The 16,395-nt window shown below is 38.3% G+C and carries 15 protein-coding genes; all 15 read right to left on the reverse strand.

The window, feature by feature from the left end:
• On the reverse strand, window positions 1-1,272 hold the full coding sequence (locus tag MHH95_RS15510) for a glycosyltransferase family 2 protein (RefSeq protein WP_340728329.1): 1,272 nt from the start codon (window positions 1,270-1,272) through the stop codon (window positions 1-3).
• Entirely contained in the window at window positions 1,272-2,825 is a 1,554-nt protein-coding gene (locus MHH95_RS15515; RefSeq protein WP_340728330.1) for a DUF2334 domain-containing protein, read from the reverse strand. Before MHH95_RS15515 ends, MHH95_RS15510 begins: the two co-directional genes overlap by 1 nt.
• Complete coding sequence (locus MHH95_RS15520; protein WP_340728331.1) at window positions 2,815-3,666, reverse strand: diguanylate cyclase domain-containing protein; 852 nt, start codon at window positions 3,664-3,666, stop codon at window positions 2,815-2,817. The genes MHH95_RS15515 and MHH95_RS15520 overlap by 11 nt, the downstream gene beginning before the upstream one ends.
• On the reverse strand, window positions 3,656-4,717 hold the full coding sequence (locus tag MHH95_RS15525) for a glycosyl hydrolase family 8 (protein WP_340728332.1): 1,062 nt from the start codon (window positions 4,715-4,717) through the stop codon (window positions 3,656-3,658). Before MHH95_RS15525 ends, MHH95_RS15520 begins: the two co-directional genes overlap by 11 nt.
• A 248-nt stretch (window positions 4,718-4,965) precedes the next feature.
• Window positions 4,966-5,784: a TlyA family RNA methyltransferase gene (locus MHH95_RS15530; RefSeq protein WP_340728333.1), complete on the reverse strand. Its 819-nt coding sequence runs from the start codon at window positions 5,782-5,784 to the stop codon at window positions 4,966-4,968.
• A gap of 6 nt (window positions 5,785-5,790) precedes the next feature.
• Complete coding sequence (gene dxs / locus MHH95_RS15535; protein WP_340728334.1) at window positions 5,791-7,686, reverse strand: 1-deoxy-D-xylulose-5-phosphate synthase; 1,896 nt, start codon at window positions 7,684-7,686, stop codon at window positions 5,791-5,793.
• An 88-nt stretch (window positions 7,687-7,774) separates the two neighbouring features.
• On the reverse strand, window positions 7,775-8,659 hold the full coding sequence (locus MHH95_RS15540; protein WP_340728335.1) for a polyprenyl synthetase family protein: 885 nt from the start codon (window positions 8,657-8,659) through the stop codon (window positions 7,775-7,777).
• Between the two features lie 3 nt (window positions 8,660-8,662).
• Entirely contained in the window at window positions 8,663-8,890 is a 228-nt protein-coding gene (xseB, locus tag MHH95_RS15545; RefSeq protein WP_008404237.1) for an exodeoxyribonuclease VII small subunit, read from the reverse strand.
• Entirely contained in the window at window positions 8,887-10,245 is a 1,359-nt protein-coding gene (xseA, locus tag MHH95_RS15550) for an exodeoxyribonuclease VII large subunit (protein WP_340728336.1), read from the reverse strand. Before xseA ends, xseB begins: the two co-directional genes overlap by 4 nt.
• Before the next feature lie 188 nt (window positions 10,246-10,433).
• Window positions 10,434-11,297: a bifunctional methylenetetrahydrofolate dehydrogenase/methenyltetrahydrofolate cyclohydrolase FolD gene (folD, locus tag MHH95_RS15555; protein WP_340728337.1), complete on the reverse strand. Its 864-nt coding sequence runs from the start codon at window positions 11,295-11,297 to the stop codon at window positions 10,434-10,436.
• A gap of 113 nt (window positions 11,298-11,410) precedes the next feature.
• Window positions 11,411-11,797: a transcription antitermination factor NusB gene (gene nusB, locus MHH95_RS15560; RefSeq protein ID WP_191699988.1), complete on the reverse strand. Its 387-nt coding sequence runs from the start codon at window positions 11,795-11,797 to the stop codon at window positions 11,411-11,413.
• 204 nt (window positions 11,798-12,001) lie between these two features.
• On the reverse strand, window positions 12,002-12,268 hold the full coding sequence (locus MHH95_RS15565; protein ID WP_340728339.1) for an aminopeptidase: 267 nt from the start codon (window positions 12,266-12,268) through the stop codon (window positions 12,002-12,004).
• A 72-nt stretch (window positions 12,269-12,340) separates the two neighbouring features.
• A complete protein-coding gene (gene glpK, locus MHH95_RS15570) occupies window positions 12,341-13,831 on the reverse strand; it encodes a glycerol kinase GlpK (RefSeq protein WP_340728340.1) in 1,491 nt (496 codons plus the stop codon).
• A complete protein-coding gene (locus tag MHH95_RS15575; protein ID WP_340728342.1) occupies window positions 13,831-14,640 on the reverse strand; it encodes an MIP/aquaporin family protein in 810 nt (269 codons plus the stop codon). The genes glpK and MHH95_RS15575 overlap by 1 nt, the downstream gene beginning before the upstream one ends.
• 11 nt (window positions 14,641-14,651) lie before the next feature.
• Window positions 14,652-16,298, reverse strand: coding sequence for a glycerol-3-phosphate dehydrogenase/oxidase (locus tag MHH95_RS15580; protein WP_340728344.1), 1,647 nt, complete (start codon window positions 16,296-16,298; stop codon window positions 14,652-14,654).
• Window positions 16,299-16,395 lie beyond the last annotated feature (97 nt).

A 16,395-nucleotide genomic window follows, 5' to 3' on the forward strand; every position in this document is an offset into this window, starting at 1 on the left:
TTACTTATCCCCCTTTACCGAAAACCGCTCTGTTTTATACCATTTGTGGTCTTCCTTTTTTAAAATGCGTTTAAATTCCAAAAATATAGAATAAACAACTAACATGATCCACATTTGCGAATACGAAAAATACATTGATACTACATATAATATATTCCGCCATGTAAGCTGATTCCGTTCAATGCTTAATGTTATCATGACTTCTGTTAAAAACAACAAAAAGGCGATAATCCAAAGGAAGATTGCTATATTACCGACAGATAAATTCAAATCAACGAAAAGATTGACGATAAAAATGATATTCGACATGATGACTCCAAAGAAAAATAAAAAATACGTAAAGAAGAAATAGAAAATATCAAACATAATCCGCTTTTGTTTTAAGCTGAATATTTTCCCAATAAACTTCAATACAACATATTGGTTACCACGAGCCCAGCGAATTCGCTGCTTCCACCAAACCCTCAACACTTCAGGCTCTTGTTCCCATGTAATGGCAGCAGGGAAAAATCTGATGTGATAGCCTAGATCATATACACGAATAGTCAACTCCGTATCTTCAGCCATCGCATTTGCATCCCATCCGCCAAGCTGCTCAATTACATTTCTTCTGATAGCAAAATTAGTACCTGGTATCGTAGCTACCCCAAACCAAAACCATCTCCCCGCCTGTGCCATCCATTGAAAACAGATAGTTTCGATATTGATAAAATGGGTTAACCAAGTATTATTTGCATTTATAACACGAAACTTTCCAACCATTGCAGCAGCTTTTTCGTCATTCACAAGTCCCATTACCAAATACCAGAGTGCATCCTTTTCAGGTGTATTGTCTGCATCATAAACTACAATAATATCATCTGAAGAGTTCTGCAAAGCATAGTTTAATGCGGTAGCTTTCCCGCGCCCTTTTAGTGGATCTTCGGTTTCAATAACCTTTAAATATTGAAAATCCTGTGCAAAAGACTCTCCGATCTCTTTTGTTTTATCAGTGCAATTATCACATATTAAAATAATTTGAAGACGATCCTTCGGGTAGTTGAGACGGACCATCGCTTTTAATGTTTGTGCGATAACCATTTCTTCGTTATGAGCAGGAATAAAAACCGAAACTTTAGGAACTTTTGGAAGTGAACGCATTTTTTTATCCCAAGTAGGGATTTGCTGTCGATAGCGTTTATAGTGCAAATAACCACCTTGCGCAAGAAACATATGGTAGAGCAACATAACCCAAATTAAAAACAGCGACATATAAAATAGGAAATTTGCCACTATGTTCTCTCCTCAAATAAATTTTTTCGATAGCGTAACCTTAAAAGGAATATATTAATTGTAAACAATAGAACAAATGCAACCGGTAAAAAAACAAGTACCCACAACACCATCTCCAATGGCCGTTCCTTAAATCTCCATTTCAGCTCGTCTATTATAGTCCATTCTGATTCTACTCGATAATCCCCATCCACATTATTGACTTCGAATTTATTGGTCTTTATGTGGAATGCTTCTCGATTAAAATCATACCAATACATCTCCGGTACGTTTTCCAATGTAGTAATTATGTCAGATAGTACGGATATACCATCATACATAGAAAAAGTTGTACTTAAAACTGTATTATTGACGAGTTCTAAATGATCTACCTCATTTTTCAAAATTAACAAAGGATCTTCATAATTATATTGCGGAGAACTTAAAGTAATAGGAAACAACTTTTGGCGATTTAATAGACTAGGGTTACTGATTACTAAAGGTGCTTGTGTATCAATAGAGTTATCATCAGATAGCGAAAGCTTACCAAAAAAAGTAGAGGTTTTCTGTGACATCTCGATATAGTGTGCCAGTGGGATATTGCTTTGATCATTATAAATTGCTGAGGGAATCAACTCTTCATTAATTAATACTTGGACCGCTGTTTCGAAATTATCATAAAATATTCGCTCACTATCTGTTCCATCTTCCTCGTAATCAATTGAATTACTAGTGATAATTACTGCTCCTTGCTGTTGAAGTTCCCGCAATAGTGAAACTAGCGGTTTTGCATCAATTAGGGATGCACTAGTACTTGTTTTTTCATCATAATAATTGGGTGACACATTTAGAAGGATAGGTACTCTTCTTTCAGTCAGTACATTTGCAACTTCAGCAAGTTTATCTACATTCGTCAACGGATTAATATGCTCAATAATGATAAACGATGGATGCTCATTATAAGCATTTGGATTACTAACCGAAGCTATTAATTCATTCAATAAAATTTGTGCTTCTAAATGATTATACTGTTCTAAAAACAACGACTGGTGCTCTTTATACTTCACAAGCAAAGGAACTATCTCATTGTAACCTTTTGCATATTTTAGTATTTGTGATTGCGGATCAATCTGTACATTCGAGAGCAATCTCAAATTTTTCATTGGCATTGTTGCGAGCGTATGAATAGGGATATTCTCTTTATTTATCCAATTGGGAAACTGTGGGGCAACTTTATAAAACTGACCGAGGGCAATTACTGGGCCAGCAAAAGCCTCTAACTTATTTATTATGGAACTATTTCCGGCTAGATCTGTACTTCCCTTATATCCTACTAATATATCGGATTGAATTTTTTTATTTGCTATCTCGTCAAAGGAATACATGATAACCTCATCAAAATGTCCCGTTAAATTTGCCTCTATATATCGTACCATTGTGAATTCCTGTTCAGTATTCGCCTCATATAAAAAAGTGACGGAAGAATATTCAAAATTAAATGCATCGACAGGAACGGCCATTATACTTAAAATCAATACGAGCGACGACATAAAGACTAATACTTTACATCGCATAGAAGATAATCTCTCTTTCTAAATTGTTCATTAAAGTTTTATATTCAATATCCCCTGACTTACTACTACATTCTTCAAAGCTCATATGAAAAGTTAACGTCACTTTTTTACCATTTAATAACTCATGTTCCTGCAAGCCAATCGCTAAGTTATTTAAAATGATTTCAATTGAGGACTTTTTCGTTTCGATAAGCAAAAGTGCGAAACGATTGTCTGACACCCTAAATTTACTATCCGACGTTCGTACGATATCATTTACTCTTCTACCAATAGTTTTTAATAGATGCTGTACTTCCTTTTCACCATATACTTGCTGAAACTCTTCAAAATAATCAATTTGAAATAGTAGTAATGTAAATCTGCCTCCGTGACGTTTTATCCGGCTAAGTTCTCTCTTTACTTCCACTTCCATTCGCTGAGCTGAATCAAATGAAGTATCTAAATCGATGGATACAAATTGTTGAAGGTCTTTTTTCAGTTTCTCATTTACCTTCATTAACATTGTAATTTTTTCCTGAATGGACCCAGCAAGCAAAATACTTATAATTAAAATGACACCGAACTGAAGGAATTGATTAACTTTAATTGTTTGCCAGTTTCCAATTAACATTGTCGTTGACTGTAAAAGTAATATTGTCCCTGCTCCAAAAATTATAAAAAGACTAAACATAAGGCCGCCAAGTGTGCTTGTAAAAAGTGTCACGGCAATAACTATTACTAATAGAACGACAAGCAATAATTGTTCAAGTTCATTTGGGTCGATAATATATAAAAACAGCAATTGAATACAGACCAAACAAAACACTTGAATTAATAAATCATAATTTTTTTTATTTTTCATGGCCAGTACCTGCCTCTGCTAATAATGGTAGAATATTATCAAAAAAATGTGTTTGCCTAGTAAAAATATCTATATAGCCACCTTTATAATTGCTTACACTATCTTTTACTCTTAACTTCAGCATTTTTTCAAACAACTGTCGAGCTAATTCCTCTTCACCTGCCCGTTCCATCGCCATAAAGGCTAAGGCATACACAGCCGGTGATTCATAATTGACCGTAAACTTTTTCGTTTTAGCATTTATGCGTCCGTATAACTTGCCATGTTGAGATAGCATTTGCTTCGTAAAGCTTATTAGTTCATCATTTGGTGCATCGATAAATGTCCGATGGTAGGCAATATAATATTGATCGATTAAATTTACCTCTTCATCAAATTCATATCGTTTTTCTTTCGGAAAATATCTTTTGGCAAACCACCCATTCTGAATAGGTATTTGCTGTAATAAACTCATATTCCAGTCCATCTGCTTTTTGCTCAGTAAGTTTTCTTGTTGTAAAAAACGTAGAGCTGACGGCTTTAAATAGGACAATGTCAAAGAATCATTAGAAGATACACCGTCATAGAAATCCACTAAAGTACCGTTTTTTAATTGTAGTTTCACAATGCTATTTCCGATTGCAACTGCCATTTCTTTGTACTTTTTATTCCCCCACAAGTTGCCGGCCTCATTTAAACCCGTCATTATGCGAAAATCATCTATTAATGCATTTGTACCGAAATGCATCCCATCCTCATATCGCCAGGAAACGAGAGAATCCTTCGTCATAAAATATTCCGATAATATTCCTACCTGCTCGTCAAATCGCTGCTCATCCCCTATCAAAAGCAGATATTGCATCCATAGACCTATTGATTCAGACAAGTAAATTTCTTGTTGATCAGTTAAATCTGTTTGGAGCCACCCGTCCTTAATAAAGTACTTGTCAATAAACTGCGCATTTTCCTCCATTGGCTGAAAGGGAATTTCTTCTTTCTTCTCCTTTTGGCAATATGCGAGAAGAAGTACGAATATGATCACTGCAATTAATCTAAAAAAATTCGATACCACACTTAAGTCATCCTCTAGATTGTTATATTTTCTATAGATTATACTATATAATGCCAATAAATAGTTCAATAGAAATCGTTCTAAAGATAAATTAATGTGCTTTTGATTTTAATTAGTATTTTATGCCTAAAAACTCTCTTAATGCTAAATTATTCAAAAACATTTTTTACAGCAATTCAATTACCCATATTCAAAAAATAATAAAAAAAGCACAAAATAAGTCAAATCGACCCATTTTGTACTTTTCATTATTTTAAACTAGTATGTGCATCATTTACGACTTGATCAAAACTTGTAAATGCTTCTACTTCTTCACCATCATGAGGGTTATACAAATGGAATAAAAATTCGATATTGCCTTCCCCACCAGTTATCGGTGAGAATGATGCATCCTTAACCACAAAGCCATTTTCAGTCGCCATTTTAGCAGTTTCCTCTAATACAGCTAAGTGAACTTTAGGATCCCGGACAATTCCTTTTTTTCCTACGTTTTCTCTACCAGCTTCAAATTGCGGCTTTACAAGGGCCATTACATCGCCCCCTTGCATTAATACCGTTTTCAAAACAGGTAAAATAAGCGATAAGGAAATAAAGGAAACATCAATTGTTGCAAAATCCGGTAAGCCTTCTACTAAATCTTCCGGTTTTGTATAACGGAAATTCGTCTTTTCCATAACCGTTACACGTTCATCTGACCGAATTTTCCATGCTAGCTGATTCGAACCTACATCAAGTGCATAACAATGACGGGCACCGTTTTGTAAGGCGCAATCTGTAAAGCCGCCTGTTGACGAACCAATATCAAGCATAAGCTTGCCATCTACGGATAAATCAAAAATTTCAAGTGCCTTTTCAAGTTTTAATCCACCGCGTGATACATATTTTAATTGCGACCCTTTTACTTGCAGCGGGGCGTCAACCTCAATTTTCTCCCCTGCTTTGTCGATACGTACTTCATTGGAAAACACAAGTCCAGCCATGATTGAGCGCTTTGCCTTTTCCCGAGTTTCGCACAACCCGCGCTCTACAAGCATTACATCTACCCGTTCTTTTTTTTGCTTTGTCATTCTATATTAAACCCTATCCGACTGTTTATTCGGTACGAGCTGTGTAATGCGTTTTACCGCTTCTTCAGCCGTCACGTTAATTTCTTTTAATAATAGATCTACTTCACCATGTTCGATAAATTCGTCCGGAATACCGATACGTTCAATCTGCACATTTCGGTATTGCTTATCGAAGGCAAATTCTAATACTGCGCTACCAAATCCACCTTGCAACATCGTTTCTTCAATTGTTAAAATTGGTAGATTTGCCTGCATAATTTCATGCAGCATTGCTTCGTCCATAGGCTTGATAAAACGCGCATTGACAACTCGAACAGAAATGCCTTGCTCAGCCAATAATTCTGCCGCATGTAACGCCATTGGAATTGTTGTACCGAAAGTTAAAATAGCGGCATCTGATCCTTCACGCAATACTTCCCATGATCCAATCGGCAACGCTTTCATTTCCGCATCCATTTCTACTCCATAACCATTACCGCGAGGATAACGAAGAGCTATAGGCCCGTCATTATACTCTAGTGCTGTTTTCACCATATGTTGCCCTTCATTTTCATCCTTTGGCATCATTAATACGATGTTCGGGATATGACGTAAAAATGAAACATCAAATACACCCTGATGTGTTTCACCATCTGCTCCAACTAAGCCTGCACGGTCAATTCCGATAAATACGTTCAGGTTTGGACGGGCTATATCATGTAGGACCTGGTCATACGCACGCTGAAGGAACGTAGAATAAATCGATAAAAACGGTTTCATATGCTGTGTGGCAAGACCCGCAGCCATTGTCGTTGCATGCTGTTCGGCAATTCCGACATCATAGAAGCGATTCGGGAAGTCACGTTGAATCCCTTCAAGCTTTGATCCAACCGGCATTGCTGGTGTAATAGTCACAATGCGGTTATCCTCTTTCATGCATTTACGAACCGATTCCGCTACTAAACTACTCCATGCAGGACCTTTAGAGGCAGATTTTACGAATGCACCTGTTTCCATTTTATATGGACCAGTTCCGTGCCAAGTACCGACTGTATCATCTTCTGCAGGTTTGTAGCCTTTACCTTTTTTCGTAATGACATGCACAAGAACAGGACCTTGAACTTTCTTTGCATATTCTAAAGTTTTTTCTAATGCTTCAAAATCATGACCATCGATAGGACCTAAATATTTGAATCCTAATTCTTCAAAGAAAACACCTGAAACAACCAAATATTTCAAGCTATCTTTTACACGTTCTGCAGTCGCTGCCAATTTGCCTCCGACCATAGGAATTTTATTGATTAATGATTCCAAATCCTCTTTAGCACGAGAATATTCCTTTGCAGTACGAAGTCTGCCCAAAACGTCATGGAGTGCTCCGACGTTTGGTGCAATCGACATTTCATTATCGTTTAAAATGACAATCATATTTGTTTTTTCATGCCCAATATGGTTCAGTGCTTCTAGCGCCATACCACCTGTTAAAGCACCATCACCGATAATCGGAACAACAAAGTTTTTATCTCCTTTAATATCCCTAGCTGCTGCCATACCCATCGCTGCAGATAAAGATGTGGAGCTATGACCCGTCTCCCACATATCATGTTCACTTTCGACAAGCTTCGGAAAACCGCATAACCCTTTAAATTGACGTAAAGTGTCAAATTGGCTCGCCCGACCTGTTAAAATTTTGTGGACATATGCTTGGTGTCCAACATCCCATAAAAATTTATCCTTTGGACTATTAAAAGCTTTATGCAATGCAATCGTCAGCTCAACTACGCCTAAATTAGGGCCAATATGACCACCAGTTATTGAACATTTTTCGATTAGAAAAGCGCGAATTTCGCCTGCCAGCGCTTCTAGTTGCTTTTTATTCAAGTCTTTTAAAAAGGATGGACTAGAAATTTTAGTTAAATCCATCTCTACACGCACCTTTTCATCAGTTTATTTACCTTTGTGATTTTTCTATTATATCAATGTACAACCCAAGAAAAAAGTTTAACACATTTTAGTTATTACGTCTCACAATATATTGCGCAAATTGTTGAAGTAAGGAAGTATCAATGTCGATCTTTCTTAATGCTTCAATAGCCAGTTCATAGTGTTCATTAAGTTTGCTTTTTGCACCTTCTAACGTTAGTAATGCAGGGTATGTACTTTTCTCACTTACAATATCTTTACCTGCTGTTTTACCTAGCTGCTCTGAAGTTCCCTCAATATCTAAAATGTCATCCTGGATTTGGAACGCTAAACCAATATGGTGTGCATATTCGACTAAAGCTTGTCGGTCTGACTCACTAGCATCTGCTAAAACTGCACCCGATTCAATGCTGAAGCGTAATAATGCCCCTGTTTTATTTACATGAACTGTTTCGAGCTCCTGTAAATTTAATAGACGTTTTTCGCCATCCATATCCAAAATCTGTCCGCCAACCATTCCTTCTGCACCTGCAGCAACACTTAATAAATTAATCAGTTCAATTCGTTTTTCTGCAGGAATATCGTTCAGTCGAGCAATGACACCAAATGCAATCGTATTTAATGCATCGCCAGCCAAAGTTGCTAATGCTTCTCCATACACAACATGGTTAGTAGGTTTACCACGACGTAGATCATCATCATCCATACAAGGCAAGTCATCATGAATTAAAGAGTACGTATGAATCATTTCAACCGCTGAGCCAACTGTATAGCTTGCTTCCAGTGGTTGATTATACATTTCACAAACCGCTGCAACAAATAATGGACGAATTCGTTTTCCGCCTGCTTTTAATGAGTAAAGCATTGATTCTTTTAAATGGGCAGGTGCCTGAATTTTTTCAACAAGCTCATACATCGTCGCTTCAATTTGTGGAATATTTTGATCAATAAATTGCTTTAACGCGTTTTCCATTAGTTAGTCTTCTCCATTTCCCTGTTGGAAAGCTTTCTTTTCACCATCTTCTCCAACGATTGAAATTAATTGCTGTTCTGCATTTTGAAGTGTGTCATGGCATAGCTTGGAAAGTTCCATACCTTTTTTATAAAGATCAATTGCTTCTTCTAAAGGTACGTCTCCTTGCTCAAGCTTGCGTACTACTTCTTCTAGTTCTGTCATTGCTGTCGCAAATGTTGGTTTTGTCACTTTGCTTCCCCTTCCTTATTCACATGCTTTTTTTCGACCTTTGCTTCTGCAAATCCGTCTTGAAACGTTACATGAAGAGTGTCGCCCTTTTCCAACTCATGAATTGATTTTACTACGTTTTCCTCTTTATATGCTACGCTAAAGCCCTTACTCATAAGCGCAAGTGGATTCAATGCCTCCAGCATGCGCAATTGGTTAGTAAAAGCCACTTTGCTTTGTGCTAACTGTTGCTGCATTCGTTGCGTCAATAGCTCTGTTCGATGGCTCAATTGCTGTTTCGCTGCCGATAACTGATGACTCGGCGAATGTAGCTTCATTTTACTGTCGATCGTTTGTAGCTTTGATTTTTCATTCATCAAATATAGCTTTGTTGCATTTTGCAGTGCAGCATCCGTTTGCGCCAGCCTTTCAATAAAAGGACGATATAATCGCTCAGGTGTTGCAAGTGGATAGGAATTTTGCATTTTTGTTAATCGATTACGTTCAAAATTAAGACGGCTTGTCAAAATTTGATGGAGAATTGATTGATGATGCAAAATTTGCTGATACAACTGCTGCTGATTAGGAACAGCCAATTCTGCTGCTGCTGTTGGTGTAGGCGCACGTAAATCCGCTACAAAATCCGCAATTGTCGTATCTGTTTCATGTCCTACAGCACTAATGATTGGGATACGGCTTTCAAAGATGGCCCGCGCCACAATTTCTTCATTAAATGCCCACAAGTCCTCTATTGATCCACCACCACGTCCGACAATAAGAACATCACAAAGAGCATGCCGATTCGCCAAATAGATATTTTCTGTAATTTTTGGCGCTGCCCCAGCCCCTTGAACAAGCGTTGGGTAAATTAATATTTCCGCCTGTGGATAGCGTCGTTTAATCGTCGTACAAATGTCCCGAATGGCTGCACCGGTAGTAGCTGTTAAAACCCCGATAGTTTTTGGGTATTGTGGGATCGGTTGCTTAAAATTTTGATTGAACAACCCTTCCTTTTGAAGACGTTCCTTTAATTGGTTAAAGGCAACGAAAAGACCTCCAATTCCATCTGGCTCCATCGTTTGGGCATATAATTGATATACACCGCTTGCCTCATATACGTTGACATCCCCACGTATGAATACTTTCATACCCTCTTCAGGTTTAAACGAAAGTTTGGAAGCTTGTGTACGGAACATTGTGGATGTTATACGTGCACTATCGTCTTTTAACGTAAAATATATATGGCCTGAACTATGTACTTTTACATTCGAAAGCTCCCCCGTTACATACACATCACGTAAATGGGGATCGGCATCAAATTTTCGTTTAATATATTTCGTTAATGCTTTTACGGATAAATAAGAAGTCGAAGTCATATACGTACTGCTCCTTTACGATAGGATATTTCAATAATTTTGTTTTATTATGCCTTTTTTGGACAAAGTTTTTCGCAGAAATGAGTCTACAAAGTAACATTCAACTCATTATTATCTATAATTATTGCCTATTTAAGCGAAAAAACACGATTTTGATCTACGTCAAAATCGTGATTTTTGAAGTTAGATTATTCCGCTTGACGTTCTAACTCTTTTTCAGCTGCCTGCACCGTATTTTCCAATAGCATTGTAATTGTCATTGGACCTACACCGCCTGGCACTGGTGTAATATGAGAAGCGATTCCCTGAACATCATCAAAGTTCACGTCTCCGCATAGATGATTTTCTTCATCACGGTTAATCCCAACATCAATAATAACCGCGCCTTCTTTAATGTGCTCACTTGTAATAAAGTTCGCACGGCCAACTGCTGCGATTAAAATATCTGCTTGTTTCGTGAAAGATGGCAAGTCAGGTGTTTTTGAATGAGTATATGTAACGGTTGCATCTTTTTGTAGTAGTAGTTGTCCCATTGGCTTCCCAACGATATGGCTACGACCTACGATGACCGCATGCTTTCCGGCAACATCAATTCCGGAGTGTTCAAGTAATTTCATCACCCCGTAAGGTGTACATGGCAAGTATGTATCTTGTCCTAACATCATTTTCCCTACGCTAATCGGCGAGAAGCCGTCGACATCTTTTTCCGGGGAAATTGTTTGAATAACTTTATCTTCATCGATATGCTTCGGTAATGGGAGTTGAACAAGAATACCGTGAATATCTTTACGATTGTTTAATTCACGAATTTGTTGAAGTAAAGCTTGTTCGGAAATATCTTCTGGGAGTTTGATTAGGTCTGAAAACATACCAATTTGCTCACAAGACTTTTGCTTGTTGGCAACATATGTTTTCGAAGCCGGGTTATCCCCCACTAAAATAACTGCCAATCCAGGTGTTATCCCTTTTGCTTTAAGCACTTGGACACGTGCCGCAACTCCTGTGCGAATTTCCTGACCGATTTCTTTACCATTGATAATTATACTTGACATGTTGTTACTCCTTCCAGTGATCACGACAATTTGGAAGGTCACCAAAATTATTGATAACCAACCAATTTAAATCTCATATATTAATCTTTATAGATTTGAATACATTTATTGATTTATTGCTCAGTAAATTTCGAAAGTACACCATTGACGAACTTGCTTGATTTTTCATCACTGAATGTTTTGCAAAGTTCGATTGCTTCATTCATTACAACTTTATTTGGTGTTTCTGCCTCATACAATAATTCGTATACGGCTAAACGTAAAACAGTTCTCTCAATTTTTGGTAGACGGCTTATCGTCCATTTTTCCAGGTTTTTTTCTAGCGCTTGGTCAATTGCTTCCAAGTTTTCAGTTGTCCCACGAACTAATTGTTCCAAAAAGGCATTCGATTTTTGTTCTTCTTCAAGAACATGACCAATCGCCTCTTCTATTGAAAGTTCTGTGCTGTCTAACTGAAACAAAGCTTGCAACGCTTTTTGGCGCGCCTCTGTTCGTTTCATAAATTAAAGCTCTCCTTCATAAGTAGCATTACTTGTTATCATAGCATATTTTGCAAGGCATAGCACAGTTTGACGGAAATTTTTTGGCGGTAAAAAGAGATTTGTGTAAACTATCTTAAAATGGTGAAATTTGCGCTAAAAAAACGACATGTTTAAGTAAAACAACATGCCGTTCCTATACTTTATATACAAGATTTTAAATTACTAATTGTTCTGAAGCGGAATCATCAGTGTGCCTGTTTCGCGCTTGTCGTTTTCCGAACCCGGGAATTCAAATAGGTACGTAATTTGCTCCATCGATTCCTTTAGTACAAAGAACTGAAAATGCGCCATATTTTCCAGGAAATATCGGATGTCCTGCATCGCCATTAACTCCCCTACTTCTTCATAATGCGCTAATGCTTGTTTAAAGTAAGCTGTAATTAAGGTTAAATCCTCTTCATTTGCCGTACGAATATAATCTTTGCTCATGTTTATTAACTCCTCAACTAGACTATGACATATTATAGCATAATTCGGAAAAGGTATGAGACTGACAGCCTCCTATTTAAATGCTTGGGCAGCTTTTATTGCTTTATGCCAGCCGGTAAATAACTTTTCACGTTTTTCTTCATCCATTTTTGGTTCGAATTGACGATCTAGCTGTCTATGTTGTTGGACTTCGTCAGTATTTTCCCAGAACCCAACAGCTAAACCGGCTAAGTAGGCTGCACCAAGTGCGGTAGTCTCATTTATTGAAGGTCGCTCAACCGGCACGTTAAGTATATCGGATTGAAATTGCATTAAAAAGTCATTCATTACTGCGCCGCCATCTACTCGTAGCATTTTAAGTTTAATCATTGAATCGGATTCCATCGCCGATAGTACATCACGCGTTTGGTACGCTAGAGATTCCAATGTTGCACGAATAAAGTGCTCCTTCGATGTTCCACGAGTTAAACCAAATACAGCTCCGCGCACTTCGCTATCCCAATACGGGGTTCCCAATCCTACAAAAGCGGGTACGACATAGACACCTTCCGTATCTTCCACACGCTTGGCATATGCTTCGCTCTCAGCAGATTTCCTGAACATACGCAGACCATCGCGTAACCACTGGATAGCTGAACCTGCCACAAAAATACTTCCTTCCAGTGCATATGTTACTTTCCCGTCGTAGCCCCAAGCAATCGTAGTGAGCAGCCCATGCTCAGATTTCACCGCTTCTTCCCCGGTATTCATAAGCATAAAGCATCCAGTTCCGTATGTGTTTTTCACCATTCCCTTTTCGTAACAGGCCTGACCGAATAAAGCCGCCTGCTGATCACCCGCTATACCCGCAATGGGCACTTGATGACCGAAGAAGTGATTACCGGAAATTACTCCGTATACTTCAGAGGACGGTTTGACTTCAGGTAGCATCGATTGTGGTATACCTAATATTTCAAGAAGCTGTTCATCCCACTTCAGTTCATAAATATTGTACATTAACGTACGGGAAGCATTCGAGTAGTCGGTTACATGAACTGCACCTTCTGTAAGCTGCCATATAATCCATGTATCGATCGTTCCGAATAATAGGTCACCCGCTTCTGCTTTTTCCCTTGCACCTTCTACATTATCCAAAATCCATTTCACTTTTGTTCCGGAAAAATAAGCATCCAAAAGGAGTCCGGTCTTATCACGGAAAAGAGTATCGTGTCCGGCTTCTCTTAATTCATCGCAAATCCCAACAGTTTGGCGTGATTGCCACACGATCGCATTATAGACGGGTTCCCCTGTATGTTTATCCCATACAACAGTCGTCTCACGTTGGTTTGTAATGCCGACCCCTTCAATTTGGGTAGATTTTATATTGTTTTCGGAAAGCACTTTCGCAATTACAGCTAAGATTGAACTCCAGATTTCTTTTGCATTATGTTCAACCCATCCTGATTTCGGAAAGTACTGTCTGAATTCTTGTTGTGCTACATGAACAATATCTCCTTTTTTGTTGAATAAAATAGCACGCGAGCTTGTCGTACCCTGATCCAATGACATAATATATTTTTCCATCATGTAATCTCCTTTGTAGTGGATTTCGGTTGTGTAAGAAACGCTGCAATACAAATAACAATAAACAATGCAGCAAATACCCAAAATGTCACTGTACTTTCATTTAAAAAGAATTGTTTGTAAAATAATGCGCCTGTTGCCCCTCCTATAATCGGACCGATAATTGGTACGAAAGCATACGACCAATCTGAGTCTCTCTTATTTGGAATAGGCAGTAAAAAATGGGCAATACGTGGACCTAAATCGCGTGCCGGATTTATTGCATATCCAGTAGGTCCACCTAAACTCATACCAATAGCCATAACTATTATCCCTACAAGCAGTGGATTAATCCCATCTGCTAGTGAGTTGCCCCCGAGCGCCAAAATCCCTAACAATAAGATGAACGCGCCAATCATTTCCGTAACAGTATTTGATAAAGGGTGACGAATAGCGGGTATTGTTGCGAATACGGATAGCTTGGCATCCGCATCCTCTGTTTTTGACCAATGCGGCAAATATGCAAGGTACACAATTACTGCCCCAATGATAGCTCCTATTAATTGGGCAAGTATATACATCGGAACATCTATCCATGGTAATTCGCCAATTGTCGCGAACGCAATAGTTAATGCTGGATTTATATGAGCACCGCTAATCCCTCCAACAGTGTATGCTGCAATTGCCACAGCAAAACCCCAGGCAATCGTAATGAGGACCCAACCGCCATTTTCGGCTTTAGAAAATTTTAACAAAGAGCCGGCAACAACTCCACCACCTAATACAATTAATATCATCGTACCTACGAGTTCAGCTAAAAAAGTCGACATTCACTCCACCTCTATTTGTTGGATATTGTTACGTTTTTTAGTTCGTTTTCGAGTTGTTGTATTTGATATTGCTTTTGATTTTCTGTCCAGTTCAAATATTCGGCCATTTCATTTATTACGGTTTCTTTATACCGTCTTACCAAATCGATATTAAATAGAAGCGCACCTGTTCTGCGAATGAAGAAGTCTGTAGGAGTACATGCAAATTCCTCATTCATTGCATAATAAAGCTGACCATATACAATGGGCGGTAAATCTCCTTTAGCCTGTGAGATATAATGAAATACCTTGTCAACATTCGTTCCGTAAAACTTCGCTAAATAGCGGCTTTGATCTTCCGTTAAACCATATTGCTGTCCCGTTATAGTACGCTTACTGACAAACCGTTCAAAATATTTAGAGCCACTCATATCTCCGCCTGAAATAGGGAGGTTCTTTGTAATGGACTTCCCGTATGACTGCTGATATTCATCATTTAACTGTGAAACAACTAAGTCCACAATTTTTTCAGCCATTTTCCGGTAACCTGTCAGTTTCCCACCGGCAATTGTAATAAGCCCGCTTTCAGACTGCCATATTTCATCTTTCCTTGAAATTTCGGAAGGAGCTTTCCCTTCTTCATGAATAAGTGGTCGGACACCTGCCCAAGCGGACTCTATTTTTTCTTCAGTTATTTGCAATTGAGGGAACATATAATGAATCGCATCCAAAATATATTGACGGTCTTCTTTTGTAATATCCATATCTTTTGGATCACCATCATAAAAAGTATCCGTTGTCCCTACATAAGTTTTTCCATCACGAGGAATCGCAAAAATCATTCTTCCGTCTTTTTCCGTATCAAAATAAATGGCCTGCTGTAATGGGAAATCTTCCTCGTCAAAAACAAGATGGACACCTTTTGATAAAATAAGGTGTTTATTATTGAACTCTCCATCTAATTTTCGTACGTCATCCACCCAAGGACCGGCTGCATTTACTACCTTCTTTGCTTTAATAGCATAATGTTCACCCGTTAATTGGTCTTCTACCTTTACTGTGGAGAAGGCTAAATTAGTTGATTCAAATCCAACCACTTTCAAATAATTCATTGCCATTGCTCCATTAGCGGCTGCCGCCTTCATCACTTCAATTGTAAGCCGGGAATCGTCTGTTCGATATTCCACATAGACACCACCTCCAAGTAAACCATCTTTTTTAATAAGTGGTTCGCGGGCAATAGTCTCATCTGCAGAAAGCATAAATCTTCTTTCATCTTTTTTAACGCTCGCTAAAATATCGTATACTTTCAAACCAAGCGCCGTTGAGAATGTACCGAACGTCCCACCTTTGTGAAACGGCAGCAGCATCCATACAGGTGTCGTCACATGAGGACCATTTTCATATACAATTGCCCTTTCACGTCCTAGTTGTGCCACTTCTTTAATTTCAAATTGCTTCAAATAGCGCAATCCCCCATGTACAAGCTTCGTTGAACGGCTACTCGTTCCTTCTGCAAAATCCTGCATTTCTGCCAATCCTACCTTCAATCCTCGTGTTGCAGCATCAAGCGCAATACCTGCTCCTGTAATGCCGCCTCCTATCACAAAAAGATCAAACGTTTCTTCTTGGAATACTTTCTTCATTCGTTCTCTAGCTGTTGCTGAAAAGTTTCCCATTTAACGTTTCCTCCTAACTATACAAAACTGTTATTCTATACCCTATTTTTACCCTGTCCCTACACATAAATTCATAAAAGCAGGAAAAAATGAGTTC

The organism is Solibacillus sp. FSL K6-4121 (assembly GCF_038002585.1).
GTDB classification, from domain to species: domain Bacteria; phylum Bacillota; class Bacilli; order Bacillales_A; family Planococcaceae; genus Solibacillus; species Solibacillus faecavium.